22 protein-coding genes are annotated in these 25,630 nt (G+C 66.9%); 6 read left to right on the top strand and 16 right to left on the bottom strand.

Annotated features, from left to right (window positions below):
- The first annotated feature begins 66 nt into the window (after positions 1-66).
- Positions 67-666, top strand: a complete 600-nt coding sequence (gene cobO, locus DFO68_RS07610; RefSeq protein WP_133483059.1) for a cob(I)yrinic acid a,c-diamide adenosyltransferase — start codon at positions 67-69, stop codon at positions 664-666.
- Between the two features lie 20 nt (positions 667-686).
- Here cobO and DFO68_RS07605 read toward each other — a convergent pair whose 3' ends face one another.
- The 11 genes from DFO68_RS07605 to DFO68_RS07555 all read right to left on the bottom strand — a co-directional run bounded on the left by DFO68_RS07605 (position 687) and on the right by DFO68_RS07555 (position 14,096).
- Positions 687-1,982, bottom strand: a complete 1,296-nt coding sequence (locus tag DFO68_RS07605; RefSeq protein WP_133483058.1) for an adenylosuccinate synthase — start codon at positions 1,980-1,982, stop codon at positions 687-689.
- Positions 1,983-2,054: 72 nt separating this feature from the next.
- Complete coding sequence (locus DFO68_RS07600; RefSeq protein WP_133483057.1) at positions 2,055-3,251, bottom strand: ATP phosphoribosyltransferase regulatory subunit; 1,197 nt, start codon at positions 3,249-3,251, stop codon at positions 2,055-2,057.
- Between the two features lie 189 nt (positions 3,252-3,440).
- Entirely contained in the window at positions 3,441-4,322 is an 882-nt protein-coding gene (gene hflC, locus DFO68_RS07595; protein ID WP_133483122.1) for a protease modulator HflC, read from the bottom strand.
- Between the two features lie 2 nt (positions 4,323-4,324).
- Entirely contained in the window at positions 4,325-5,545 is a 1,221-nt protein-coding gene (hflK, locus tag DFO68_RS07590; RefSeq protein WP_133483056.1) for an FtsH protease activity modulator HflK, read from the bottom strand.
- A gap of 168 nt (positions 5,546-5,713) precedes the next feature.
- Positions 5,714-7,030 carry a ribosome rescue GTPase HflX gene (gene hflX / locus DFO68_RS07585; RefSeq protein WP_133483055.1) on the bottom strand — a complete coding sequence of 439 codons (1,317 nt, stop codon included), beginning with the start codon at positions 7,028-7,030 and terminating at the stop codon, positions 5,714-5,716.
- A gap of 8 nt (positions 7,031-7,038) precedes the next feature.
- Positions 7,039-7,284, bottom strand: a complete 246-nt coding sequence (gene hfq, locus DFO68_RS07580) for an RNA chaperone Hfq (RefSeq protein WP_106229908.1) — start codon at positions 7,282-7,284, stop codon at positions 7,039-7,041.
- A gap of 124 nt (positions 7,285-7,408) precedes the next feature.
- Positions 7,409-8,347: a tRNA (adenosine(37)-N6)-dimethylallyltransferase MiaA gene (gene miaA, locus DFO68_RS07575; RefSeq protein WP_133483054.1), complete on the bottom strand. Its 939-nt coding sequence runs from the start codon at positions 8,345-8,347 to the stop codon at positions 7,409-7,411.
- A gap of 154 nt (positions 8,348-8,501) precedes the next feature.
- The gene (gene mutL / locus DFO68_RS07570) at positions 8,502-10,472 is read right to left on the bottom strand and encodes a DNA mismatch repair endonuclease MutL (protein WP_133483053.1); all 1,971 of its coding nucleotides are present in this window, start codon (positions 10,470-10,472) and stop codon (positions 8,502-8,504) included.
- 129 nt (positions 10,473-10,601) lie between these two features.
- Entirely contained in the window at positions 10,602-12,062 is a 1,461-nt protein-coding gene (locus DFO68_RS07565) for an N-acetylmuramoyl-L-alanine amidase (RefSeq protein WP_133483052.1), read from the bottom strand.
- Positions 12,059-12,562 (bottom strand): tRNA (adenosine(37)-N6)-threonylcarbamoyltransferase complex ATPase subunit type 1 TsaE, encoded by a 504-nt coding sequence (gene tsaE / locus DFO68_RS07560; RefSeq protein ID WP_133483051.1) that lies wholly within the window; start codon positions 12,560-12,562, stop codon positions 12,059-12,061. Before tsaE ends, DFO68_RS07565 begins: the two co-directional genes overlap by 4 nt.
- Positions 12,543-14,096, bottom strand: a complete 1,554-nt coding sequence (locus tag DFO68_RS07555; protein WP_243726462.1) for an NAD(P)H-hydrate dehydratase — start codon at positions 14,094-14,096, stop codon at positions 12,543-12,545. Before DFO68_RS07555 ends, tsaE begins: the two co-directional genes overlap by 20 nt.
- Before the next feature lie 125 nt (positions 14,097-14,221).
- Between DFO68_RS07555 and queG the strand changes: the two genes are divergently transcribed.
- On the top strand, positions 14,222-15,328 hold the full coding sequence (gene queG, locus DFO68_RS07550) for a tRNA epoxyqueuosine(34) reductase QueG (protein WP_133483050.1): 1,107 nt from the start codon (positions 14,222-14,224) through the stop codon (positions 15,326-15,328).
- 99 nt (positions 15,329-15,427) lie between these two features.
- Here queG and orn read toward each other — a convergent pair whose 3' ends face one another.
- Entirely contained in the window at positions 15,428-16,036 is a 609-nt protein-coding gene (gene orn / locus DFO68_RS07545) for an oligoribonuclease (RefSeq protein WP_133483049.1), read from the bottom strand.
- A gap of 87 nt (positions 16,037-16,123) precedes the next feature.
- Here orn and rsgA point away from each other — a divergent pair, with 87 nt between their 5' ends.
- From rsgA to asd, 3 genes are all read left to right on the top strand, one after another.
- Positions 16,124-17,152, top strand: coding sequence for a small ribosomal subunit biogenesis GTPase RsgA (gene rsgA / locus DFO68_RS07540; protein WP_133483048.1), 1,029 nt, complete (start codon positions 16,124-16,126; stop codon positions 17,150-17,152).
- A 38-nt stretch (positions 17,153-17,190) separates the two neighbouring features.
- A complete protein-coding gene (locus tag DFO68_RS07535; RefSeq protein WP_133483047.1) occupies positions 17,191-18,036 on the top strand; it encodes a sulfurtransferase in 846 nt (281 codons plus the stop codon).
- A gap of 160 nt (positions 18,037-18,196) precedes the next feature.
- A complete protein-coding gene (gene asd, locus DFO68_RS07530) occupies positions 18,197-19,042 on the top strand; it encodes an archaetidylserine decarboxylase (protein ID WP_133483046.1) in 846 nt (281 codons plus the stop codon).
- Between the two features lie 165 nt (positions 19,043-19,207).
- Here the strand turns inward: asd and epmA are convergent, their stop codons facing one another.
- Together epmA and efp are read right to left on the bottom strand one after the other, a co-directional pair.
- A complete protein-coding gene (gene epmA / locus DFO68_RS07525) occupies positions 19,208-20,194 on the bottom strand; it encodes an EF-P lysine aminoacylase EpmA (protein WP_133483045.1) in 987 nt (328 codons plus the stop codon).
- Positions 20,195-20,387: 193 nt separating this feature from the next.
- On the bottom strand, positions 20,388-20,954 hold the full coding sequence (gene efp, locus DFO68_RS07520) for an elongation factor P (protein ID WP_133483044.1): 567 nt from the start codon (positions 20,952-20,954) through the stop codon (positions 20,388-20,390).
- Positions 20,955-21,059: 105 nt separating this feature from the next.
- On the opposite strand from efp, the gene epmB reads away from it, so the two are divergent.
- A complete protein-coding gene (epmB, locus tag DFO68_RS07515; RefSeq protein ID WP_133483043.1) occupies positions 21,060-22,097 on the top strand; it encodes an EF-P beta-lysylation protein EpmB in 1,038 nt (345 codons plus the stop codon).
- 17 nt (positions 22,098-22,114) lie between these two features.
- Here the strand turns inward: epmB and leuA are convergent, their stop codons facing one another.
- Together leuA and serB are read right to left on the bottom strand one after the other, a co-directional pair.
- On the bottom strand, positions 22,115-23,821 hold the full coding sequence (gene leuA / locus DFO68_RS07510) for a 2-isopropylmalate synthase (protein WP_133483042.1): 1,707 nt from the start codon (positions 23,819-23,821) through the stop codon (positions 22,115-22,117).
- Positions 23,822-24,265: 444 nt separating this feature from the next.
- Entirely contained in the window at positions 24,266-25,480 is a 1,215-nt protein-coding gene (gene serB / locus DFO68_RS07505; RefSeq protein WP_133483041.1) for a phosphoserine phosphatase SerB, read from the bottom strand.
- Positions 25,481-25,630: the final 150 nt, after the last annotated feature.

Here is a 25,630-nt window from a genome sequence, read left to right as displayed (position 1 = left end):
GCCGGGCTGCTGGGGGCGTATGCTGTCGACTTACTGGACAAGCCTTGTACAACCTACGGAGCCCCGATGAGCGATCGCGACACCCGCCACCAGCAGGCCATGCAGAAACTCAAGTCCCGCGTCGACGAAAAGATCACCCAAGCCACCGAGCAGCGCGGGCTGCTGCTGGTCTTCACCGGCAACGGCAAGGGCAAGACTACCGCGGCCTGGGGCACGGTGACCCGTGCCCTGGGCTACGGCTATCGGGTCGGTGTGGTGCAGTTCATCAAGGGGCTCTGGGAGTGCGGCGAGCGCGAGCGGCTGGCAAAGGACTCCAACCTCGAGGTGGCTATCATGGCCACCGGCTTCACCTGGGACACTCAGGACCGCGAGGCCGACACCCGGGCCTGCCAAGCGGTGTGGGCCGATGCCCAGCGGATGCTTGGCGACCCGGGCGTCTATCTGGTGGTGCTCGACGAGATCACCTACATGCTCAAGTTCGGCTACCTGAACATTCAGGTCGTGAAGAAGGCTCTGGAAGAGCGCCCCGCCGAGCAGACAGTGATCATCACCGGGCGCAATGCCCATCGCGAGCTCATCGCCATGGCCGATACGGTCACCGAGATGCAGGAGGTGCGCCACGCCTTCAACAGCGGCCTGCAGGCCCGTCGCGGCATCGATTTCTGAGCGAGCCGCCGCATCGTCAGTCAGTCCGCGAAGGGATTGCGCAGCACGATGGTCTCGTTGCGATCCGGGCCGGTGGAGATGATGTCGATGGAGGTGCCCACCCGCTCTTCCAGAAAGCTGATATAGGAGCGCGCATTGGCCGGCAGGTCCTCGACACGACGCGCCCCAAGCGTCGACTCGCTCCAGCCCGGCAGATCCTGGTAGAGCGGCTCGATGGCTTCATAACCTTCGGAGTCCACGGGGGTGTCGAGCACCTCGCCATCCTTGCTGCGATAGCCCACGCAGACGCGGATGTTCTCCAGGCCATCGAGTACGTCGAGTTTGGTCAGGCACAGGCCCGAGACGGAGTTGATCTGCACGGCGTGACGCAGGGCCACGGCATCGAACCAGCCACAGCGGCGTGCGCGTCCGGTGGTGGCACCGAACTCGTGACCCTTCTTGGCCAGGTGACGGCCGTGGTCGTCGAATAGCTCGGTGGGAAAGGGGCCTGAGCCGACCCGCGTGGTATAGGCCTTGGTGATGCCCAGCACGTAGTCCAGATAGAGCGGCCCCACACCAGAACCGGTGGCGGTGCCGCCGGCAGTGGTGTTGGAGCTGGTCACGAAGGGGTAGGTGCCGTGGTCGATGTCTAGCAGCGAGCCCTGGGCCCCCTCGAAAAGAATGTTCTCGCCGGCGCGGCGCATCTCGTGGACCAGGCCCACGGTGTCGCAGACCATGGGGCGCAGCTCCTCGGCCATGGCCATCGCCTGATCGAGCACCTTCTGGAAGTCCACCGGCTCCACGCCATGGTACTGGGTCAGCACGAAGTTGTGATAACTAAGCACTTCGCCGAGCTTGGAGGCGAAGCGCTCACGGTGGAGCATGTCGCCGAGGCGCAGACCGCGACGCGCCACCTTGTCCTCATAGGCCGGGCCGATGCCGCGACCGGTGGTGCCGATCTTGGCTACGCCCCGGTCCTTTTCGCGGGCCTGGTCCAGGCTCACGTGGTAGGGCAGGATCAGCGGACAAGCCGGCGACAGGCGCAGGCGCTCGCGCACCGGTACGCCCTTGCCTTCCAGCTCGCGAATCTCCTCCATCAACGCCTCGGGCGACAGCACCACACCGTTACCGATCACACAGATCTTGTCGTTGCGCAGGATACCCGAGGGAATCAGGTGCAGGACGGTCTTCTCGCCATCGATAACCAGGGTGTGGCCGGCATTGTGCCCGCCCTGGAAGCGCACCACGGCGGAAGCGGATTCGGTGAGCAGGTCGACCACCTTGCCCTTGCCTTCGTCACCCCACTGGGTGCCCAGTACGACTACGTTCTTACCCATTGTGCTCTCGTCTCTCGTTGCGGCACCGTGCCCGTGGAAAGGCCCAGGGCCAAGGTCATTGACCGCCGGCCCTCAGGCCCGGTCATGTAAGCTCTCGAGCAAGCGCGGCTCCCAGCGCCCGTCGATACGTTCCAGCCGGCGGTTGCAGCGATGCTCCGCCGGCCCGGTGCGCTGCCCGGGGAGCGCCTGGACAACCCGCTCTCCCTGCCGACGAAGCGCCTGAAGGGCTTCGGCAAGCCCCTCCCCTTCGGCCGGGGCCCAGATGCCATCCGGCCGAGGGTCCGCGCTGTCCAGGGTGGCCAGCAACTTGAGGTCCATGGAGAAGCCGGTGGCCGGCCGGGCGCGGCCAAAGGCGCGACCGGTGTCATCATAGCGTCCGCCCTTGGCCAACGCCTGACCATAGTGCGGCACATAGGCGGCGAACATCATGCCGGTGTGATACTGGTAGCCGCGCAGTTCGGCCAGGTCGAAGTAGGGGGCTATCTCGGGATGCTCGGCGAGCACCCCGTCGACCAGGTCACGTAGCTGATCGAGTGCCGCGCCCACCGCCTGGGGCGCCTCCTCGAAGGCCTCACGGGCGGCCTCCAGCACCTCCAGCCCGCCGTGTAGATCGCCCAGGGCACGGAACATCGCCGCCAGGCCTGGGTCACGCACGCTCTGCGCCACGCGTGCCGTCAACTCGCCCGGCGACTTAAGGGCCAGGGCCTCGAACAGCGCACGCTCCTGGTCGGCATCCAGCCCCGCTGCCTGCACCAGGCTACGGTAGATACCGATATGGCCCAACGCCAGATGGATCTCCATTGCCCCGGCGGTCTCGAGGCTGGCCAGCGCCAGGCGCAGGATCTCCAGGTCGGCTTCCAGGCCGGCGTGGCCGAACAGCTCCACGCCGACCTGTACCGGGCTGCGACCGCCCTGGTGCTGGTCGGCCTTGGCGCGCAGCACGTTGCTGCAGTAGCAGAGCCGCACCGGCCCCTGGCGACGCAGCGAGTGGGCATCCATACGCGCCACCTGGGGCGTGACATCGGCGCTCACGCCCATCAGGCGGCCGGTCATCTGGTCGGTGAGCTTAAAGGTTTGTAGATCGAGGTCGGTGCCGGTGCCGGTGAGCAGGGAGTCCAGAAATTCCACCGGCGGCGGCATCACCTGATCGTAACCCCAGCGGTGATAGAGGTCGAGCAACGCACGGCGCAGCTCCTCCATGCGGCTGGCCTGAGGGGGCAGCACCTCGTCCATGCCGTCGGGGAGCAGCCAGCGGTCAGCGATGGTCATGTCGTTCACCCTGCAAAACGATGGTTGGCCTGCGACGATGCCCGAGCCACGCCTGGCGTGCTGACGAACGGGAGCGCCGGGAGTGGAGAGGCCACAAAAAAACCGGGCCACGCCCGGTTGAAGGATTCTACCACGTTTGCCGGTCGGTTGAACCCCGGCCGGCGGGCGGCGCACCGCCCGCCGGGACAGTCACTGCTCCGTGCTCTGCGGACTCTTGAAGTACTGGAAGAACTCGCTGGAAGGGTCGAGGATCAGCATGTTGTCGTCTCCCACAAAGCTATCACGGTAGGCGTTGAGGCTGCGCCAGAAGCTGAAGAACTCCGCGTCCTTGCCATAGGCATCGGAGAAGATCGCCGCGGCTTCAGCATCGCCCTCACCTCTCAGGGTCTCGGAACGGGCCCGAGCCTGGGCCAGCAGTACCTGGCGACGGCGGTCGGCGTTGGCGCGAATGCGCTCGGCCTCCTCTTTCCCTTGGGCGCGCCACTCGCGTGCCTGACGTTCACGCTCGGAGCGCATGCGCTCATAGACCGCCGAAGAGACCTGCTCCGGCAGGTCGATACGCTTGACGCGAATGTCGCGGACCGCCACCCCTAGCTCGTCGCGCAACAGGGCGTCGAGTTGCTCGGTGGGCCCTGTCATCAGGTCATCGCGGCGCTCGGCGATGATCTGCTGCAGGTTTAGGCGACCGAACTCGTTACGCAGACTCTCGTCGACCCGTGGCTGGATCAGTCGCCGGGCCATCATCTCGTCACCGGCGGTGGCCTCGTAGTACTGGGTGGGGTTGATCACCTGCCATTGCACGTAGGAATCGACGATCACCGCCTTCTGCTCGCGCGTCAGGTAGCGGCTGGGATCGGTATCCAGGGTCAGCAACCGAGTGTCGAAGGTGCGCACCGTCTGGGTGATCGGGATCTTGAAATGCAATCCCGGCTGGATGTTCTCCTCGACGATCTCGCCGAAGCGCAGCTTCACCGCCCGTTCGGTTTCGTTGACCACATAGAGGCTATTGCTGGCCAGCCAGGCGAGAGCGGCCAGGCCACCGACGACGAGCAGGGAACGATTATTGATCATCATTAGCGGCCCTCCCTGCGGATACCACTGTTGCTGCTGTTACTATTGCTGCTCGACGACTGGCTTGAGCGCATGCGCTCAAGCACCCGCGGATCCAATTCATCCTGCTGGCCCTGCTGGCTGGCATCACTGCCGGCGCTGCCACCGCTGAAACGCTGGCCGAGCGGCAGGACCATCAGCGGGCTGTCGTCGGCGGCGTCGACCATCACCTTGGAGGTATTAGCGAACACTTCGCTAAGGGCATCCAGATAGAGGCGCTCGCGCATGATCGAGGGTGCCAACTCGTACTGGACGAGCAGCGCGTTGAAGCGGTTCGCCTGGCCTTTAGCCTCGGCGACCACCGATTCGCGATAGCCCTGGCCCTGCTCGACCAGGCGCTGTGCCTGGCCCTGCGCCTCGGGAATGATGGCGTTGGCGTAGGCGGTGGCCTGGTTGATGGTGCGCTGGCGGTCCTCGCGGGCACGGATGACATCATCGAAGGCGTCCTGGACTGCATCCGGCGGCGAGGTAGACTCGACGTTGATGGTCTGCAGCAGGATACCGGTGCCGTAGCTGTCCAGGTAGGACTGCAGGCGGCTGGCTACCGAGCTGCCGAGGATTTCGCGCCCGGAGGTCAAAATATCGATCATGTCGGTACCGCCGACCACGTGGCGCAGCGCGCTGTCCAGGGCGTTCTCGAGGCTGAGCTCGGGGTTGCGCACATTGAGCACGAAGTTGCGCGGGTCGGCGACCTGGTACTGGGCCGATATCTCGACCTCGACGATGTTCTCGTCCTGGGTCAGCATCGATTGGGTCTGGGTCAGCGAGCGCACCCGGGTGACGTTGACCATGCGCACATCGTCGATCAGCGGGGGGTTCCAGTGCAGCCCGGGGGTGACCACCTGCTGGAACTTGCCGAAGCGCAGTACCACCCCGCGCTCGGACTGGTCGACGAGGTAGAAGCCGCTCGCCGCCCAGATGGCCAGGGCCACCACGATCAGCAGGCCCGGCAGGGTGAAGGCATTGCGTGGCTTGCCACCGCCGCCCTTGCCGCCAGGACCACCGCGCTTGCCGCCGCGCCCCCCCAGCATGCTGTTGAGCTTGTTCTGAAACTTCTTCAAGGCCTCGTCGAGGTCGGGCGGCCCTTGATTGCCACCCCCCTTACCTCCGCCGCCACTGCCACCGCGGCCACCCCCACTCCAGGGGTCATGCTGGTTGCCACCACCAGGCTCATTCCAAGCCATACGTCGTCTCCACTATGCGTTGCATTCCGCGGCCAGCGTACCGGCAACGGGTATCGGTTGCGATCCTGCGGGTATCGCCCGGCGCGGCCCGGCGTCCCTGTCTTCGTAGCGTGGCAGCCAGCGTGTCGTGGCGGCTGGCCTTCCCGTCCAAGGGAGGGGCTTGTCGCATCACGCCTCCCACACCGGCGGCGCCTGCAGTGCCGCCGGCAGGTAATCGTCGGCGTGCTCGCCCAGTCGCGCCATCAGCTGCAGGAAGTCGCGCCGCGGCAGGCGCACCTCCAGCAGGGTGTGACCCGCGTCATCGAAGCGCTCCCCGCGCACCGCACCGAGGTCGTGCAGCCCGGCCCGCAGCCTGCCCTGTTCGGGGGCCAGGCAGAGCTCGAAGTCGATGATGTCATCGGCCAGGCACTCCGAGAGCGCCTGCTCCAGCAGTTCGAGCCCCTTGCCCTCGCGGGACGAGAGCCAGACCACCTCGGGGCGGCCCTCGCCGTCGCGTTCGATGCGTGGTGCGCTGTCGAGCAGGTCGATCTTGTTCATCACCTTGAGGGTCGGCACTTCGAGGGCGCCGATCTCGTCGAGCACCGCCTCGACCTGAGCGACATTGCGCTCGCGATCAGGGTCGGCGGCATCGATCACATGCACCAGCAGCGAGGCCTCGGCAGCCTCCTGCAGGGTGGCGCGGAAGGCCTCGACCAGCTTGTGGGGCAGGTGACGGATAAAGCCCACGGTATCGGCCAGCACCACCGGCCCTACGTCCTCGATCTCCAGGCGACGCAGCGTCGGGTCGAGGGTAGCGAAGAGCTGGTCGGCCGCATAGACCCGGGCGGACGTCAGGGCGTTGAATAGCGTGGACTTGCCGGCATTGGTGTAGCCCACCAGCGAGACGCTGGGGATCTCCGCCCGGGAGCGGGCCCGGCGGTTCTGGCTGCGCTGGCTGCGTACCTTGTCGAGCCGCTTGTGGATCGCCTTGATGCGCGCCCGCAGCAGGCGGCGGTCGGTTTCGAGCTGGGTCTCGCCCGGCCCGCGCAAGCCGATGCCGCCCTTCTGGCGCTCGAGGTGGGTCCAGCCGCGCACCAGGCGCGTCGACAGGTACTCAAGCTGGGCGAGCTCCACCTGCAGCTTGCCTTCGTGGGTGCGGGCACGCTGGGCGAAGATATCGAGGATCAGGCCGGTGCGGTCGATCACCCGGCACTTGAGCTCGCGCTCCAGGTTGCGTTCCTGGGAGGGGCTCAGGCCATGATTGAAGATCACCAGCTCGGCATGATGCACGTCCTTCGCCTCACGCAACTCCTCGAGCTTGCCCGACCCCACGAAGGTGCGAGAATCTGGGCGCTTGCGACTGCCGGTGATCAGGGTGGCCGGCTTTGCGCCGGCCGAGCGCACGAGTTCGAGGAACTCCCCCACATCCTCGCGCTCCTGCTCGTCCTGGAACTCCACATGGACAAGGATCGCCGTTTCGCCGGCGTCGGGGCGTTCAAAAAACAATCAATACCTCACGCATCAGGGTCCGGCTGCGCATCCGGGGCCGGCAGGCGCACGTTGCGCGACGGCACCACGGTGGAGATGGCGTGCTTGTAGACCATCTGGCTGACGGTGTTGCGCAGCAGGATGACGAATTGGTCGAAGGATTCGATCTGACCCTGCAGCTTGATGCCATTGACCAGGAAAATCGATACCGGAATGCGCTCCTTGCGCAGGATGTTCAGGTACGGGTCTTGAAGGGACTGCCCTTTGGACATGTTGCTCTCCCTGAAGTGTCTCTGGGGTTGATGTTGTGTCGGTCGTCGTTGCTGCCACGACAGGGGCAGCGCTGGATAACCCGAGGGGGACTGTTCACCCCGCCACCGAAAGGGCCATCTTACGCTAAGTGCTGAATTCGCGCACGAGTTTCAGTACCTCGCCCAAGGGGTCGGGGCCCAGGCTGTCGACCCAGTGCAAACCCGGCCAGCGGCGCATCCAGGTCAGCTGGCGCTTGGCCAGCTGACGGGTGGCGATGATCCCGCGCTGCTCGAGCTCGTCACGCCCGAACTCACCCTCCAGGCAGGCCCAGGCCTGACGATAGCCTACGCTTTTCATGGCGGGCAGCGAGGCCGCGAGATCGCCGCGGGCCTTCAGGGCCGCCACCTCATCGAGGAACCCGGCATCGAGCATCGCCGTGAAGCGCCGGGCGATGCGCGCATGGAGCAGACCACGATCCGCCGGCGCAAGGCCAATCGACAGTGTGCGAAAGGGAAAGGTTTCACGGCGCTGCTCGGCCCACAGCGCGCTCAGTGGGCGACCACTGACGCGCTGGACCTCCAGGGCCCGCATCAGCCGCTGGGGATCATTGGGATGGATGCGCGCCGCCGAGAGCGGATCGACGCGAGCCAGCTCCGAGTGCAGCGCCGCCAGGCCATGACGCGCCACTTTTTCCTCCAGTTCGGCGCGCACCGCCGGGGCCGCGGCGGGCAGATTGGCCACCCCCTCGAGCAGGCGCTTGAAGTACATCATGGTACCACCGACCAGCAGCGGCACCTGGCCTGCGTCGCTGATCGCATGCATCTCGCGAAGGGCATCCTCGCAGAAGTCAGCGGCGCAGTAGGGCTCGGCCGGGTCGCGGATATCGATCAGCCGGTGCGGCGCTCGCGCCAGCTCATCGGGCGAGGGCTTGGCGCTGCCGATGTCCATGCCGCGATAGACCATGGCGGAGTCGACGCTGATCAGCTCGCCGCCCAGCCGCTCATGGAGTTCAATAGCCAGGTCGGTCTTGCCGGCGGCGGTGGGCCCCATCAGCAGAATGGCGGGAGGGCGGTCGTCAGGCATTCAGGCTCCAGAAGAGATGAACCCGGCGACAGGTCTGCGAGGAGGCGCTGTGAATCCCTCCTTGGACGCTACCGTTTCCATCCCTGGAATCGGACCTCCTCTATGACCTGTCCCCGGTGTCTCCCATAAAACAGTCCGGTTCAGCACATCGAGTTCACTGACCACGCAGGAAAAGGCGGTCCAGCTCCTTCAAGCTCATCTCGGTCCAGGTAGGGCGACCGTGGTTGCACTGGCCGCTGCGCTCGGTGCGTTCCATGTCGCGCAGCAGGGCATTCATCTCCTCGAGCCCCAGCTGGCGATTGGCGCGCACGCTGCCGTGGCAGGCCATAGTCGACAGCAACTGATTGATGCGTGCCTCGAGCCGGTCGGAGCGCCCATAGCGCTCCAGATCGGCGAGCATGTCACGCACCAGCGGTTCCACGTCGGCCTCGGCGAGCAGTACCGGCACCTGTCGCACCAGCAGGGTCTCGGGGCCGGCCACGTCGAGCTCTACGCCCAGGCGCGCGAAGGAGTCATGCTCGGCCTCGGCGGTAGCCACCTCGGCGGGGCTCGCCGCCAGCGACACCGGCACCAGCAGCGGCTGGGCCTGTAATCCACCGTCATTCCCGGCGGCGCCATGCACCTGGGCCTTCATGCGCTCGTAGACGATGCGCTCGTGAGCGGCATGCATGTCCACCACCACCAGGCCGCGCTCGGTCTGCGACAGGATGTAGACCCCGTGCAGCTGGGCCACGGCATAGCCCAGCGGCGGCGCGCGGGTCGTGTCCTCCTCGGGCATCGCCGGGCGCGGAGCAGGCGCCGCCTGACCGGCGCGACACTCATCGAGGGCCACCTCCGTGGCGCCGCCACCGATGGCCGAGGCCGCCGGTTGAGGGGTCAGCAGGCTCTCCTCGTGATCGGGATGCAGTGCGCGGTAACCCTCCATAAAGGCCCGTACCCGGTCAGGCGTCACTCTATCGCGACCGCTATCACCAGGCCCATCGCCCGATGCCTCGTGGCCGGGCAGCGCCATGGGCTGCTGCTGCCAGGCCGGCGGCGCTTCACGCACATCGCCCGCCCCCTTTTCCTGCTCGGCTTCCTCGGCTTTCCAGGCCTCGTCACGTTCGCCGGGCCGGGCCTTGCCCAGTGCGCGGTGCAGGCTCGAAAACAAGAAGTCGTGGACCATGCGTCCGTCGCGAAAGCGCACCTCATGTTTGGTGGGATGGACGTTGACATCCACCGCCCGGGGGTCGACCTCGAGGTAGAGCACGAACACCGGATGGCGGCCGTGGAAAAGCACGTCGCGATAGGCTTGGCGGATGGCGTGCGCAACCAGGCGGTCGCGCACCACGCGGCCGTTGACGAAGAAGTACTGCTGGTCGGCCTGGGCACGGGAGTGGGTCGGCAGCCCGACCCAGCCCCACAGCCGCAAGTCGCCCACCTCCAGATCCAGGTACAGGGCGTTCTCCAGGAAGGCCTTGCCGAGCAGGGACTGGAGACGACGCTCCCGGGCCACCGGGTCATCGCCCGCCGGCAGCTGGTGGAGGGTCTTGTGGTTGTGGCGCAGCACCCAGCCGATGTCGAAGCGTGACAGCGCCTGGCGCCGGAAAGCCTCCTCGACGTGGCCGAACTCGGTCTTCTCGGTGCGCAGGAACTTGCGCCGCGCCGGGGTGTTGAAGAACAGATCGCGAACCGTCACCGAGGTGCCGCGCGGATGCGGCGCCGGGCTCACCCGCGGCTCCATGCGCCGCCCCTCGGCCACCACACGCCAGCCGCCGCTTGGCTCCTCGTCGGTATTGGAGGTCAACTCCAGGCGTGCCACCGAGCTGACCGAGGCCAGCGCCTCGCCACGAAAGCCCAGGCTTGCCACGCCCTCAAGCTCTTCCAGGGAGACGATCTTGCTGGTGGCGTGGCGCAACAGCGCCAACGGCAGGTCGGCCTCGCCGATGCCGCTGCCGTCGTCGCGCACGCGGATCAGTCGAGCCCCGCCCTTCTCCAGTTCGATCTCGATGCGCCGGCTGCCGGCATCGATGGCATTCTCCACCAGCTCCTTGACCACCGACGCGGGCCGCTCGACCACCTCGCCGGCCGAGATCTGGTTGGCCAGGCGGGGATCGAGGATTTGGATGTGTCGCCTCTCTGACATGTTACTCCGTATAAGCCGTAAGCCGTAAGCCGTAAGCCGTAAGCCGTAAGCCAAAATGCTGCCAGTAACCTAGTTCAAGCAAGGCACCTTCTTACCTTACAGCTTCACGCTTATCGCTTCCGAAGGGGCTTATGAGCGGGGGATGCGCAGCACCTGTCCGACCCGGATCACATCGCCGTTGAGCTCGTTGGCCTGCTTGAGCTGAGCCACCGGCACGCCGTGACGGGCCGCGATCTCGGAGAGGGTGTCGCCGGGCTGGATGCGATACTCGTTGCCTTCAGGGCGGCGATGACGGTCACGCTGCCAGGCCAGCAGGCTGGCCGGTGGCGGATTGCGCTGGAAGTGGCCGCGGATGCCGCCGAACAGCGCCTCGACCATCTTCTGCTGATAGCCGCCGTCGCGCAGCCGGCGCTCCTCGTCGGGATTGGAGATGAAGCCGGTCTCGACCAGCAGTGAGGGGATGTCCGGCGACTTGAGCACCATGAAGCCGGCCTGCTCAACCCGCGACTTGTGCAGCCGGTTGATGCGCCCCAGCTGGTCGAGCACCTGACCGCCGATGGTCAGGGAGTCATTGAGGGTCGCGGTCATCGTCAGGTCGAGCAGCACGCCGCGGAGCACCTCATCCTTGTCGTCCAGCGACAGGCTGCCATCGACCCCGCCGATCAGGTCAGCCTGGTTCTCGCTGGCGGCCAGCCACTGGGCGGTCTCCGAGGTGGCTCCCCGCTGGGACAGCGCATAGACGGAACTACCGTTGGGCCGCGGGCTGTTGAAGGCATCGGCATGGATCGACACGAAGAAGTCGGCCTTCTGCTCGCGGGCGATGCGGGTGCGCTGGCGCAGCCCCACGTAGTAATCGCCGTCGCGGATCATCACCGCCCGGAACCCCTCCGTGGCATTGACCCGCCGCGCCAGACGCTGGGCCATCTCCAGCACGACATCCTTCTCGCGAGTGCCCGAGGGACCGATCGCCCCCGGGTCCTCGCCGCCGTGGCCGGCATCGATGGCGATGATGATGTCACGCTTGGGATGCGGCTTGGCCTGCGCCAGGGCACGAGTGGCGGCGATGTCGGCCGGGCTGCGACCCTGTGCCACCGCCTCGCTGCGAGCCCGCTCGGCGGCGATCTCCTGCTCGCGGATCATCGCCTCGATGGGGTCGATGGGATCCTCCACGGCACTCTCGCCGGGGTACTCCAGGTCCACGACCAGCCGGTGGCCATACTGGTCGTTGGGCGCCAGGCTGAAGTGGCGGGGCTCGACCTTACGGGCGAGTTCCAGCACCACGCGCAGGCCATTGCCGTCGCGCACGCCGGTGCGCAGGGTACTGATGGCGCTCCCTTCCAGGTCCAGACGGTCGACGCTGGTGTTGAGCTGGCTATCGTCCAGGTCGATCACCAGGCGACGCGGATTGTCGAGGCTGAAAACATTGGCCCGCGCCGGCGAGGAGAGATCGAAGACCAGCCGCACGTGATCGGGAGCCGCCCACAGGCGCAGGTTATCGACGCTGGCGGCACCGGCCAGGCCACTGGCGAGCCACAGCGTCAAGCCTGCCAACCCGGTCAGCAGGCGCCCTCGCGGTATCAAGCGTGTCATCGCGCTACGCCACCCTCACGGTTGATGTTCCAGTCGGCCACTGCCGGCATCGCTGCCAGACGCTCGAGCACCGCCCGGCCATGGTCGCTTCTCGCCACGAGTGTCGCCTCGCGCCCGCTGCCGGCCAATCGCAGCAGCACCTCCAGGTCCGGCGCGGGCAGCCAGCCCTGGCCCCGCTCCGGCCATTCGATCATGCATAGCGCATCTTCGCCGAGCAGGTCGCGACCGCCGATGAACTCCAGCTCCTCGGGATCTCCCAGACGGTAGAGGTCGAAGTGATGCACCCGGACGCCATCCAGCTCATAGGGCTCCAGCAAGGTATAGGTGGGGCTCTTGACTGCCCCTCGGTGACCGTAGGCACGCAGGATGCCGCGGCTCAGCGTGGTCTTGCCGGCGCCCAGCTCGCCAGTCAGATGAACGTGCCCCTGCCCCGCCAGGGCGCGTCCCAGACATTCGCCGAAGGCGACCTGGCTTTGCTCGTCATCGAGTCGCAGTTGCATGGCCGATCGGCGTCACGGGATTGATCAACAGTTGCGCGTAGGATGCCAGATCGCCGGCCAGCAGGCCACGCTCGCCGCCATCCTCGGCGGCCATGTCGGCGGCCAGCGCATGCACCAGCACCGCCAGTCGAGCGCTCGTCTCCAGGGGCAGCCCCTGGGCCAGCAGGCCGCCGAGCATGCCCGAGAGCGCATCGCCCATGCCACCGCTGGCCATGCCCGGATTACCGTGGGGGCAGACGGCAAGCTGCTCGGGCCCGGCCACCAGCGTACCCGCTCCCTTGAGCACTACCACGCCACCGAAACGCCGCTGCAGCTCCCGAGCCGCCGCGGGACGGTCGGCCTCGACCTCGCCGGCGGACAGCCCCAGCAGGCGGGCGGCCTCCCCCGGATGGGGGGTGAGGATCCAGTCGTCTCGCCGGTGACCACTGAACCGCGACGCCAGCAGGTTGAGAGCGTCGGCGTCCACCACCAGCGGCGTGGCGCTCGCCAGGGCCGCCTGTAGCATGCCCTGCCCCCAGCTGCCCTGGCCGAGTCCCGGTCCTACCACCAGGATATCGGCCTTTTCGAGCAGCTCGCCCAGGTCACCGGCACCGCGCACGCCATGCACCATGACCTCGGGGCGTCGCACCAGGCTGGCGGTCACGTGCTCGGGGGCCGTGGCCAGGCTGATCCGGCCGGCCCCCAGTCGGGCGCAGGCCTCCGCGGCGATCAGCGCGGCCCCGCCAAATCCTGGAGCTCCCCCCAGCACCAGTGCATGGCCAAACTCGCCCTTGTGGGCACAGCGCTGGCGAGGCGGCAGCCAGGCCGAGATCATGCCGGCATCGAGCAGGCGGGCCGCCGGGACGATGTCGGTCTGCGCTTCGGCACTCACCGCGAGCGGGCGGAAATCCAGCTCGCCTACGTGGTCCCTTGCCGCGCCGGTATGCAACCCCAGCTTGTCGCCGATAAAGGTTACCGTTCGCGTGGCCTTAACGGCGACACCCAGCACCGCACCGGTGTCGGCATGCAAGCCAGAGGGGATGTCGATGGCCATTACCGGTAGGCCACTGGCATTGACCGCGGCAATGGCATCGCGAATCGTGCCGCGTACCTCACCGGAAAGCCCGGTGCCCAGCAGCGCATCGACGATCACCTCGCCCTCGAAGGGCATGCCCTCGCGCCAGGCTTGGCTACCCACGCCAGCGGCACTGGCCATCTCGGCGGCACGGGCCGCATCGCCGGTGAGCTCCTCGATGGGCTTGAGCAGGAGCCGCTGGACCGTATAGCCTTCGGCCGCTGCCAGTGCCGCCAGCACATGGCCATCGCCGCCATTGTTGCCCCCGCCGCAGAGTACCGTGATCCTATGCACACCAGGCCAGACATGGGTCAGGGAGTGCCAGGCCGCCGCGGCCGCCCTCTGCATCAGGGCAAAGCCGTCGATGCCCGAGGCGATAGTGCGCCGGTCGAGCTCGCCTACCTGATCGGCACGGTAGAGCGGCCGGCTAACAGGAGCCATGCTCGAAGTGTCGTCGGACTCGCGCGCTGGAATGGCCATCGGTGTCTCCCGTCTAACGGTTGCTTTACCATGAAGTGTAAGTTTTTCTCGCCTCGCGCCAAGCCCTAACGGCAAATTGTCCGCCAAGGCCACTATTATTAGTATTAGGTGATGATTTCTCGATCATGAGCATGCCGGCAACAACCTGCGATACCTCGCCCGACCTCCATGCGCTTGCCGAGCGGATCAGGGCCTGGGGGCGCGAGCTGGGTTTCCAGCAGTTGGGCATCACCGATACTGACCTCACGGAAGACGAGCACCACCTGCAGCGTTGGCTGGAGGCGGGACACCATGGCGAGATGGAGTTCATGGCCAAGCATGGCACCCGGCGCACGCGGCCGGCGGAACTGGTGCCCGGCACGCTGCGGGTGATCAGCGTGCGCCTTGACTACCTGCCTGCCGAGGTGGACACGGCGAAGGTTCTCGGCCAGCCGACAACCGCCTATGTCTCCCGCTATGCCACCGGCCGCGACTACCACAAACTGATGCGCAAGCGGCTGGCGACGCTGGCGAAATGGATCGAGGCCGAGGTGGGGCCAATCGGCTATCGCGCCTTCGTCGACTCGGCCCCGGTGATGGAACGCGCCCTGGCCCGCAAGGCGGGGCTTGGCTGGTTCGGCAAGAACGCCATGCTGCTCAACCCCAGGGCCGGCTCGCTGTTCTTCCTGGGCGAACTCTACACCGACCTGCCGCTGCCGGTGGACGAACCCTTCGCGGGCGACCACTGCGGCAGCTGCAGCGCCTGCCGCACCGCCTGCCCCACCGGCGCCATCGTCGAGGATCGGGTGGTGGATGCCCGGGCCTGCATCTCCTACCTGACCATCGAGCTCCACGGGGCCATTCCTGAACGCTACCGGGCGGCCATGGGCAACCGGGTATTCGGCTGTGACGACTGCCAGCTGGTCTGCCCCTTCACTCGCTTTACCCGCCTCTCCCGCGAGGCCGACTTCGCGCCGCGCCACGAGCTGGATCGCGCCAGCCTGCTTTCGCTGTTCGCCTGGGGCGAGGAGGAGTTTCTGGACAAGACCGCCGGCAGTCCGATACGGCGCATCGGCTACGCGCGCTGGCTGCGCAACCTCGCCGTGGGGCTCGGCAACGCTCCCTGGAGCGAGGCCGTGGAGGCCGCCCTGTGGGCGCGCCTGCCCTACCCCTCCGAGCTGGTGCGCGAGCACGTGCGCTGGGCGCTGGCCCGCCAGCGGGAGAAGCGCCAGCGGCTTATCGCCGCAGGCTAAAAGCTGGAAGCTGGAAGGCAGTTTGTTGTCTGCACGACATGAATCACGCCTCTTCTTCCAGCTTCCAGGCGCGAAGCGCCGCGCTTCAAGCTTCCGGCTTTACTCTTCCTCGTCTCGCTCGTCCTCCGTCAGGCGCAGGAAGGTGCGGCGATAGTGCGCCAACTCGGCGATGGACTCCTTGATGTCGTCCATGGCCAGATGCACGTTGCGCTTTTGGAAGCCGGCCAGGGCCCCCGGGTTCCAGCGCTTGGCGAGTTCCTTGAGAGTCGAAACGTCCAGGTTGCGATAGTGGAAGAACGCCAGCAGCTCGGGCATCTCCCGCTCCAGGAAGCGGCGATCCTGGTGGACGCTGTTGCCACACATGGGCGAGGTGCCAGGCTCGACGTGCTCCTTGAGAAAGGCCAGCGTAAGCCGCTCGGCCGTGGCGGTGTCGACCGGACTCTGCTTGACCCGTTTCACCAGGCCGGAGGCGCCATGGGTCCGGGTATTCCACTTGTCCATCGCCTCCAGCAGGGCATCGGGCTGATGCACTGCGATCACTGGGCCTTCGGCGACGACGTTGAGCTCGCCGTCGGTGACCAGGGTCGCCACCTCGATGATTCGCTCGCGGTTGGGGTCGAGCCCGGTCATCTCCAGGTCGATCCACACCAGGCGGTTTTGGCGCGGGTCCTGGGTGTCAGGGGTCTCGGAGGAAGCATGCTCTGCCATGTGACGTTCCTTGCAGGGCGCCCGCTGGCGACAGCAGGCATCTTGGGTGAGTACAATGAAGCCCATTGTAGCGAGCTTCAGGCCCCCATGAGCAAACGCAAGTTGAGCCGCCAACAGCGCTGGCGCATCGAGAAGGTCCAGGCCGAACGCACCCAGCGTGCCGAACGGCGCGACACCCGCGACGGCGAGAAGCTGACCGCCGGGGAGTACGGGCCCGAGCAGGGCGGCCGAGTGGTCGCCCACTTCGGTCGCACCCTGGACGTGCGTGCCGACCAGGGCGGTGACGCAGTGCGTTGCCACCTGCGCGCCAACCTCGAGGGGCTGGTGACCGGCGACCGGGTAATCTGGCGCGCCGCCCATGACGCCAACGACGGCGTGGTGGTGGCCCGAGTCGAGCGCGACAACGTCCTGGAGCGCCCTGACGCACGCGGCCAGCTCAAGCCGGTGGCCGCCAACATCGACCAGCTCCTGATCGTCTTCGCGGTGGAGCCGGCGCCCCATGCCAACCTGATCGACCGCTACCTGGTGGCCGCCGAGGCCACCGGCATCGCGCCGGTGCTGGTGCTCAACAAGACCGACCTGCTGCCGGAACACGGTGGTGAACTGCGCGACCTGCTGGGGCGTTACGAGGGCCTGGGCTACCCGGTGGTCACCACCACCACCGCTCGCGAGGGCGGCCTGGCGGCCCTGCACGCCCGGCTGGCCGGGCGCACCTCGGTCTTGGTGGGCCAGAGTGGCGTGGGCAAGTCCTCGCTGATCGAGCGCCTACTGCCGGACGAGGAACTGCGCATCGGCGCGCTGTCAAAGGACACGCGCAAGGGCACCCATACCACCACCACCGCCCGCCTCTATGTCCTGCCAGGGCTGGCCTCGGGCGAGGGCGAGCTGATCGACTCGCCGGGAATCCGCGAGTTCGGCCTGGGCCATCTGGATGAACAGCAGGTCACCGCGGGCTTCATCGAGTTCCGCGAGTGGCTCGGCCACTGCCGCTTCCGCGACTGTCGCCACCGCCACGAGCCGGGATGCGCCCTGCTCGCCGCCGTGGAGCGCGGCGACATTCACCCCCAACGCTTCACCAGCTACCAACGCATCCTCGAAAGCCTCGGCGACGCCTGACGCCTGCATCAAGGAACCTGACTATGAAGGAGAGCGCCATGAGTTCCGAAGACAACCTGCTACCGCTGATCGTCGAGCCAGACCAGCTCGCCGACCACCTGGATGAACCCTCGCTGCTGATCATCGACGTGCCGCTCCGGGCCGAGAGCTACGGCGAGGGGCATGTTCCCGGCGCCGTCTTCCTGGATCACCGCCTGCTGATGCGCGGCGAGGACTCATCAGGCAACAGCGTGCCCAATGACGTGCCCACCGAGGAGGCGTTGTCCCGACTGTTCTCGTCGCTCGGTCTGACCCGGGATACTCATGTGGTTGCCTACGACGATGAGGGTGGCGGCTGGGCCGGACGTCTGTTGTGGACCCTGGCGCTGATCGGCCACACCCGCTACTCCTATCTCAACGGCGGCATCCACGCCTGGCGGCAGGCCGGCCAGCCGGTTTCCACCGAGCCACGCTCGCCCAGCCCCAGCGACTACCAAGCACAGATCCTGCACCCCGAGGTCGCCATCGACCGCCTCGAGATACAGGAGCGCCTGGGCGAGAAGGATTTTGCGATCTGGGATGCCCGCTCGCGCGCTGAATACGAGGGCAGGAAGGGCGACAACGCCCGCCTGGGTCACATTCCCGGCGCGGTGAACATGGAGTGGACCGACGCCATGGACCGCGAGCGCGGACTGCGAATCCGCGACTATGCGGAGCTCATCACCGAGCTCGAGGCGCTGGGCCTGACCCCGGACATGGAGGTGGTGACCCACTGCCAGAGCCACCACCGCAGCGGCTTCACCTGGCTGGTGGGCAAGGCGCTGGGCTTCGAGAAGATGCGCGGCTATCCCGGCTCATGGAAGGAGTGGGGCAACCGCGACGATACGCCGGTAGAAAAGCCGTAAGCTGGAAGCTGGAAGCTATCCATTGAGGGGGCAGACCTCAGCGGCGGTGCTTGCTCCCGCAACGGGCATGACCATAGCCCCACGTCCCTCAGCCAGGCTCTGACTCCAGAAGGGGCCGCCTCGGTGCTGTCCATCCGATTCACCCCAGAGACCTCTTGCCTTGTCACTCGCCAAGCTCTTCGCCCTCATCCAGTATCCCCTTCCCCACCACCTGCTTTCGCGGCTGGTGGGTTATCTCGCCGACTGCCGGTCGCTTTGGCTGAAGAACACACTCATCCGCACCTTCATACGCGTCTTCGGCGTTGACATGAAAGAGGCGGCAGAGCCCGATCCCGGAGCCTACGCCACCTTCAACGACTTCTTCACCCGGGCGCTGACGAACGACGCCCGCCCCCTCGGCGAGGGCCTGCTGTGCCCCGCCGACGGCACCCTCTCGCAGTACGGCCAGATCGACCGCGACCACCTGCTGCAGGCCAAGGGGAGACGCTTCTCGATGATGGAGCTGCTCGGTGGAGACGAGAAGCAGGCGAGGCGCTACCGGGGCGGCAGCTACGCCAACATCTACCTCTCGCCAAGCGACTACCATCGCGTACACATGCCCCTCGCCGGCACCCTGACCGAGATGGTCTACGTGCCGGGGCGACTGTTCTCGGTGAATGCCGCCACCACCAACCACGTGCCCAACCTCTTCGCCCGCAATGAGCGGCTGGTGTGCCACTTCGACACCGACCAGGGCCCCATGGTGATGGTGCTGGTGGGGGCGATGATCGTCGCCGCCATCGAGACAGTCTGGGCCGGCCAGATCACGCCCCTGCCCCGCGGCGACGTGCAGCGCATGCGCTTCGACGCCCTGGTGCGCCTCGAGAAGGGCCAGGAGATGGGCCGTTTCAAGCTCGGCTCCACGGTGGTGATGGCGTTCAGCGAGCCGGTCACCTTCACCGACGAGATTGAGCCCGGCGCCAAGATGCACATGGGGCAGTCGCTGGGAGCGCTTAAATACTCATAGCGAGGGAGCGCCGGGGACAGGCCGAAGAGGAGGTCCTATGCCAGGGATGGCATCGGTAGCGCCCAGGGAAGGGTTCACAGCGCCTCCTCGTCGGTCCGGCGCCCCGGGGCCTGTCGACGGATCAGCCCCGAGCGGTGAAGGCCACACAACCGCCTGGAACAATTGCTAGCAGTGCGGCGTGGCGAAGGCCATGACCTCCGCCACGCTCGACTTGCCCAGCGCCAGCTGGATCAGCCGGTCGAGGCCCAGCGCCACGCCGCTGCCCTCGGGCATGCCGTGCTCGAGGGCAGCCAGCAGGCGCACGTCCACGTCCACCTCGGGCAGGCCCATCGCCCGGCGAGCGGTATTGTCCTGCTCGAAGCGCGCCGCCTGCTCGGCGGCGTCGGTGAGCTCATCATAGCCGTTGGCCAGCTCTAGTCCTTCCAGATAAAGCTCGAAGCGCGAGGCGACCCATTCACCGTCCTCCGGGTCGCGATGGTGACGGGCCAAGGCAGCCTGGCTGGCCGGATAGTCCACGACCACCTCGAGCCCGTCGCGCCCGAGGCGGGGCTCGATGGCGAGGCTCATCAGCAGGTCGAGGCAGTCGTCGCGGTCGCTGTCGGCCATGCCCAGCCCGCCCACCTCGCCGGCCAGGCGCCGCAACTCGGCAAGCGGGGCGCTGAAGGGGTCGATGGCCAGGTGCTCGCGGAACAGCTCGCGGTAGCGGCGCCGGCGCAGCGGGCGCGTCTCATCCCCCGGCTCTCGGCCCAGCACGCTGCTCACCAGCGCCGCGCTCTCCTCGATCAACGCCTCGAGCCCCAGCCCGGGGCGATACCACTCCAGCAGGGTGAACTCAAGATTGTGGCGCCGCCCTACCTCGCCGTCACGAAAGCTTCTGGCCAGCTGGAAGATCGGCCCTGAGCCCGCGGCCAGCAGCCGCTTCATGGCGAACTCCGGGGAGGTCTGCAGCCAGAGCCGCTCGCGCCCGGCCGGGGTAGTGGCCTCAGCGGAGAGCGAGGCTAGATGCACCTCGGTGCTGCCGCCGTGGCCGAGCACCGGGGTCTCCACCTCCAGCACGCCACGCGCGGCGAAGAAGGCGCGCACCCCGGCGAGCAGGCGCGCCCGCTCGCGCAGCGTCTCGAGGGTCGCCGTGGGGCGCCAGTCGTCTGTCATGTTCCGGCCTCCAGAACCGCCAAGGCCATGCCGAAGCGTGGCCTTGAGAGCTTCATCAACCCAGTTTTCGCCCTCTCCGAGCGATGCTCAGACGAGGCGAATCCCGAGTAAGGCGGCGGAGTTTAGCAGCGCTAAATGAGCAAGCCGTCTCGGGATTCAACGACGTATGAGCGAGCGCAGGAAGGGCCGCACCTCAGGCGCGGGAGACGTACTCGCCGCTGCGCGTATCCACCTTCAGCACCTCGCCCTCGTTGATGAACAGCGGCACCCGTACCACGGCGCCCGAGGAGAGGGTCGCCGGCTTGGTGCCCCCCTGGGCGGTGTCACCCTTGAGCCCCGGGTCGGTCTCGACCACTTCCAGCTCGATGAAGTTCGGCGGGGTAACATTGATGACATTGTCGTTCCACAGGGTCACGGTGTAGGGCACCTGCTCCTTGAGCCACTTTTCGGTGTCGCCCAGGGCCTTCTTGTCCACGGCGTACTGCTCGAAGGAGCCATCGGTCTTCATGAAATACCACATGTCGCCGTCGGTGTAGAGATACTCCATCTCGAGTTCGACCACATCGGCGGCTTCCAGGGAGTCCCCCGACTTGAAGGTGTGCTCCAGTACCCGGCCAGTCATCAGGTTGCGCAGCTTGACGCGGTTGAAGGCCTGCCCCTTGCCGGGCTTGACCAGCTCGTTCTCGACGATGCTGCACGGATCGCCGTCCAGCATCACCTTCAGACCGCCCTTGAATTCATTGGTAGAATAGTTGGCCATGATCTCTAACCCATATTCGAGCGCGCCACCGGCACTGCCGGGGCGCGCGCAAGCAGATGAAATTCGACGGGAACTCGCTCCCGTTCGCCTTGACTGGTGTGGCGCATGATAACCCGAAGCAACGCCCTTTTGCAGCGCCCCGACCCGGAGACCAAGCCCTTGCCCGTGCAGGCTCGCTGGCAGACGCAGCTGGCCCGGGCGATCCGCGATCCGCGCGAGCTGTGCCGCCGACTGGGGCTCGACGAGGCCTTCTGGCCCGGTGCCGAGCGTGGCCATGCGCTGTTCGAGGTACGCGTGCCCGAGACCTACCTGTCGCGCATCCGCCCCGGCGACCCGTCCGACCCCCTGCTGCGCCAGGTGTTGCCGCTGGGCGAGGAGGCCGTGTCGACGGCCGGCTATGTGGCCGACCCGCTGGCCGAGGCCGAGCATGCACCGGCGCCGGGGCTGATCCACAAGTACGCCGGCCGGGTGCTGCTGATCGCGAGCCCCGCCTGCGCGGTGAACTGCCGCTACTGTTTTCGCCGCCACTTCCCCTATGCGGAGAATGCCCCCTCGCGGGCTCAGTGGGACGAAAGCCTCGAGCACGTTCGCCGCGATGCCACGCTCCATGAGGCCATCCTGTCCGGTGGCGACCCGCTGGCCGCCAGCGACCGCCAGCTGGCCTGGCTGGTCGAGCGGCTCGAGGCGATCCCGCACCTCAAGCGGCTGCGCATCCACACGCGCCTGCCGGTGGTGATCCCCGAGCGCATCGACGAGGCCCTGCTCGGCTGGCTTACCGCCACCCGCCTGCAGAAGGTGGTGGTGCTGCACATCAACCATGCCCACGAGATCGACGCCGCAGTCATCGCGGCATGCCGCAAGCTGAGCGCCGCCGGCGTCACCCTGCTCAACCAGAGCGTGCTGCTGCGGGGGGTGAACGACTCGGTGACGGCCCTGGCCGCGCTCTCCGAGCGCCTGTTCGAGGCCGGCATTCTGCCCTACTACCTCCACGTGCTTGATCCGGTGGCCGGGGCGGCGCACTTCGACGTGGCCGACGCCGAGGCCCGCGAACTGGTCGCGGGCCTGCGGGAGGTATTACCGGGCTTTCTGATACCGCGGCTGGTGCGGGAGATCCCCGGCGAGGGGAGCAAGACACCCTTATAAGCTGTAAGCCGGAAGCTTCAAGCTAAAGTGTCGGCGGTGACATTGGGCGCCGGGGCACGGGTGGAGAAATGGCGGTTGAGGGCGCTTATTACCGCCTTCATGGAGGCACTAGTGATGCTCTCGTCGGTGCCGACTCCGAACACCGCCTCGTCGCCCACACGCACTTCCACATAGGCGATCGCCTCGGCGTCGGCCCCCTGGCCGCGGGAGTGCTCATGGTAATCGATGATCTCCACGTCATGCCCGGCCGCAGCCAACGCCTTGATGAAGGCGGCCAGCGGACCGTTGCCTTCCCCCTGGATGGTGCGATGGTCGCCATTTTCCTCGATGGTCGCCTCCAGGCTCACTCGGGGGCTGTCGGGTTCGGATGAGAGGCGGTGGCCGACCAGCTTGAAGGGCGAGTCCTTGGCCAGGTACTCGTCGACGAAGGCTTGGTAGATCATCTGCGAGGTAATCTCGTGTCCCAGTCGGTCGGCCACTTCCTGCACCACCTGGCTGAACTCTATGGAGAGCCGGCGCGGCAGCTCGATGCCGTGCTCCTGCTCGAGCAAGTAGGAGACACCACCCTTGCCGGACTGGCTGTTGACGCGGATCACCGCCTCGTAGCTGCGTCCGACATCCAGCGGGTCAATGGGCAGATAGGGGACCGCCCAGACGGCTTCGGGGTGATCACGGCGCTCGGCCATGCCCTTCTTGATAGCGTCCTGGTGGGAACCCGAGAAGGCCGTGAACACCAGGTCACCGACATAGGGATGCCGGGGATGCACCGGCAGCTGGTTGCAGTGCTCCACCTCACGCATGATCGGCGTGATGTTGGAAAAGTCGAGCCCTGGATGCACACCCTGGGTGTACATATTCATGGCCAGCGTCACGATGTCGACGTTGCCGGTGCGCTCGCCGTTGCCGAACAGGGTGCCTTCGACACGGTCGGCACCGGCCATCAGGGTCATCTCGGCGGCAGCCACGCCGGTACCACGATCGTTGTGGGGGTGAACGCTGACGATCAGCGCGTCGCGATCCTTGATGTGGCGGCAGAACCACTCGATCTGGTCGGCATAGTTGTTGGGGGTGGCGACCTCCACCGTGGCCGGCAGGTTGACGATCATCCGGTTGTCGGCCCTGGCGCCGAAGGCGGTCATCACCGCCTCGACGATCTCCTTGGCGAAGTCCATCTCGGTGGTGGTGAACAGCTCCGGCGAGTACTGGAAGGTCCAGTTCGTCTCGGGCGCCTCGGCCATGCGCTGGCGAATGCGGGTGGTGGCGTCCACGGCGATCTGGATGCACTCGGGCTTGTCGACCCCGAACACCACGCGGCGGAACATCGGATCGGTGGCGTTGTAGACGTGGACGATAGCGTTCGTCGCTCCCTTCAGCGCCTCGAAGGTGCGATCGATCAGAGGGTCGCGGGCCTGGGTGAGCACCTGGATGGTGACGTCATCCGGTATGCGACCTCCCTCAATCAGCGAACGCACGAAGTCATAGTCGGTCTGGGAGGCGGAAGGGAAGCCCACCTCGATCTGCTTGAAGCCGATCTTGACCAGCAGGTCGAAGAGGCGCTGCTTGCGCTCCTGGTCCATGGGGTCGATCAGCGACTGGTTGCCGTCGCGCAGGTCGACGCTGGCCCAGATGGGCGGCTGCTCGATGCGGCGATTGGGCCACTGGCGATCGGGCAGGTCGACGCCCACGAAGGGGCGGTACTTGGTAGCGGGGTTATCGAGCATCATGATGGCATTCTCCCTGGGACTGGCGATGCGGCAATCTTGCACAGGATTCAGACACGGCAACGCCCCGCAGGCCGGCGGCCAGTCGGGGCGTCACACGAGGTATCGAACACGCGCACACCGGCCACACGAACGGTGTGACGTTCGCGACGGCATGGCGTTCGAGAGGGGATCTACGGGTGGTGATTGACATGATACGACCTCGTTTCGACTGGGACCTTCTGGCGATGCAGCATGCATCGCCCGCACGCTCAGCAGCGGGCTAGTAGTCGTAGGTCGAGGTCGTATGCCGTCATGTTCATGACACTAGAGAATCAGCATTGGCAGGCCTTGTCAACTCCGGCGCTCGAGCAACGCCGCGACGACGCTGGTGACGATGCCGCGGTCTGGAACGGCGGGTGGACGCCCGGCCGCTCGAAGCGCTCGCTCAGGCCGCGAAGGTCGTGCTCACTGCCCCGGTTCCTCCAGGTCGCTCTGCCGGTAGCCGATCAGGTAGAGCACCGCATCGAGCCCCAGGGTGGAGATCGACTGGCGCGCCTGGGCCCGCACCAGCGGCTTGGCGCGAAAGGCGATGCCCAGCCCGGCGGCGGCGAGCATCTTGAGGTCGTTGGCGCCGTCGCCCACGGCGATGGTCTGCTCCATGGCCAGGCCTTCGCGGGCGGCGATCTCGCGCAGCAGCTCGGCCTTGCGCTCGGCGTCGAGGATCGGCTCGCGCACCTCGCCGGTGAGCTTGCCATTCTCGATGATCAGCTCGTTGGCATGCACCTCGTCGAAGCCGAGCCGCTCCTGCAGGTGACGAGCGAAGTAGGTGAAGCCGCCGGAGAGGATCGCCGTGCGATAGCCCAGTCGCTTGAGGTGGTACATCAGCCGCTCGAGGCCATCCATCAGCGGCAGTGACGCGGCGATCTCGGCGAGCACCGACTCGTCCAGCCCCTTGAGCCTGGCCATGCGCTCGCGGAAGCTCTGCCGGAAGTCGAGCTCGCCGCGCATGGACCGCTCGGTGACCGCCGCCACCTCGTCCCCCACGCCGTGGCGGCGCGCTAGCTCGTCGATCACCTCGGCCTGGATCAGGGTGGAATCCATGTCGAAGCAGACCAGGCGGCGGTGGCGGCGCCAGATGGAATCCTCCTGCAGGGCAATGTCCACGCCGTGCATGGCGCCCAGCGCCAGGGCCTTCTCGCGCAGGGCGTCGAGGTCGACCTCCTCGCCGCGTAGCCAGCACTCCACGCAGGCACCGTGCTCGGGCACGCCGCCATCCAGCGGCTCGCGACCGGAGAGGCGGTGGATCAGTTCCACGGTCAGGCCGTGCTCGGCGGTCAGCGCCCCCACCTCGGCGAGGATGCCAGCCGGCAGATGGGGGGCCAGCAGGGTCAGGATCAGCCGTGGCTGGCTCGCCTGCACGCTCCAGCGCTGGTAGTCCTCGGCGCTCACCTGGATCGCTTGGATATCCAGGCCCAGCGTCTCCCCTGTTGCCGCCAGGGCGCCTTCCAGGTCGCTCTCCTGGGCGAGCCCCACCAGGGCCTCCAGGGAGAGGATGCCAAAGGTCACGCTCTGGTTGATGTCCAGCAGCCGGGCGCCGCTGGTCGCCAGCGCCTTGCCCAGGCCGGCCAGCTGACCGGGGCGTGCCACCCCGGTAGCGCGGATCAGGATTCGTCGCGTCATGGTTGCCTCTGGAACTCAGTTGTTTCCGCGGCTTACCCGGCGACAGGCACTAGGAAAAGGCGCTGTGAACCCCTCCCTGGGCGTTACCGACGCCATTCCTGGCGTAGGACCGCCTCTTCGGCCTGTCCCTGGCGCCGCAATATCGCCTTA

The sequence above is a fragment of the Halomonas ventosae genome (assembly GCF_004361885.1).
In the GTDB taxonomy this organism is placed as follows: Bacteria; Pseudomonadota; Gammaproteobacteria; order Pseudomonadales; family Halomonadaceae; genus Halomonas; species Halomonas ventosae_C.
This window is presented reverse-complemented; position numbering and strand designations above follow the sequence as displayed.

Excerpts from the sequence above, each read along its gene's own strand:
- cobO (WP_133483059.1), top strand. The coding sequence starts at position 67 with ATGAGCGATCGCGACACCCGCCACCAGCAGGCCATGCAGAAACTCAAG.
- DFO68_RS07605 (WP_133483058.1), bottom strand. The coding sequence starts at position 1,982 with ATGGGTAAGAACGTAGTCGTACTGGGCACCCAGTGGGGTGACGAAGGC.
- DFO68_RS07600 (WP_133483057.1), bottom strand. The coding sequence starts at position 3,251 with ATGACCATCGCTGACCGCTGGCTGCTCCCCGACGGCATGGACGAGGTG.
- hflC (WP_133483122.1), bottom strand. The coding sequence starts at position 4,322 with ATGATCAATAATCGTTCCCTGCTCGTCGTCGGTGGCCTGGCCGCTCTC.
- hflK (WP_133483056.1), bottom strand. The coding sequence starts at position 5,545 with ATGGCTTGGAATGAGCCTGGTGGTGGCAACCAGCATGACCCCTGGAGT.
- hfq (WP_106229908.1), bottom strand. The coding sequence starts at position 7,284 with ATGTCCAAAGGGCAGTCCCTTCAAGACCCGTACCTGAACATCCTGCGC.
- miaA (WP_133483054.1), bottom strand. The coding sequence starts at position 8,347 with ATGCCTGACGACCGCCCTCCCGCCATTCTGCTGATGGGGCCCACCGCC.
- mutL (WP_133483053.1), bottom strand. The coding sequence starts at position 10,472 with ATGTCAGAGAGGCGACACATCCAAATCCTCGATCCCCGCCTGGCCAAC.
- DFO68_RS07565 (WP_133483052.1), bottom strand. The coding sequence starts at position 12,062 with ATGACACGCTTGATACCGCGAGGGCGCCTGCTGACCGGGTTGGCAGGC.
- tsaE (WP_133483051.1), bottom strand. The coding sequence starts at position 12,562 with ATGCAACTGCGACTCGATGACGAGCAAAGCCAGGTCGCCTTCGGCGAA.
- DFO68_RS07555 (WP_243726462.1), bottom strand. The coding sequence starts at position 14,096 with ATGGCCATTCCAGCGCGCGAGTCCGACGACACTTCGAGCATGGCTCCT.
- queG (WP_133483050.1), top strand. The coding sequence starts at position 14,222 with ATGAGCATGCCGGCAACAACCTGCGATACCTCGCCCGACCTCCATGCG.
- orn (WP_133483049.1), bottom strand. The coding sequence starts at position 16,036 with ATGGCAGAGCATGCTTCCTCCGAGACCCCTGACACCCAGGACCCGCGC.
- rsgA (WP_133483048.1), top strand. The coding sequence starts at position 16,124 with ATGAGCAAACGCAAGTTGAGCCGCCAACAGCGCTGGCGCATCGAGAAG.
- DFO68_RS07535 (WP_133483047.1), top strand. The coding sequence starts at position 17,191 with ATGAGTTCCGAAGACAACCTGCTACCGCTGATCGTCGAGCCAGACCAG.
- epmA (WP_133483045.1), bottom strand. The coding sequence starts at position 20,194 with ATGACAGACGACTGGCGCCCCACGGCGACCCTCGAGACGCTGCGCGAG.
- efp (WP_133483044.1), bottom strand. The coding sequence starts at position 20,954 with ATGGCCAACTATTCTACCAATGAATTCAAGGGCGGTCTGAAGGTGATG.
- epmB (WP_133483043.1), top strand. The coding sequence starts at position 21,060 with ATGATAACCCGAAGCAACGCCCTTTTGCAGCGCCCCGACCCGGAGACC.
- leuA (WP_133483042.1), bottom strand. The coding sequence starts at position 23,821 with ATGATGCTCGATAACCCCGCTACCAAGTACCGCCCCTTCGTGGGCGTC.
- serB (WP_133483041.1), bottom strand. The coding sequence starts at position 25,480 with ATGACGCGACGAATCCTGATCCGCGCTACCGGGGTGGCACGCCCCGGT.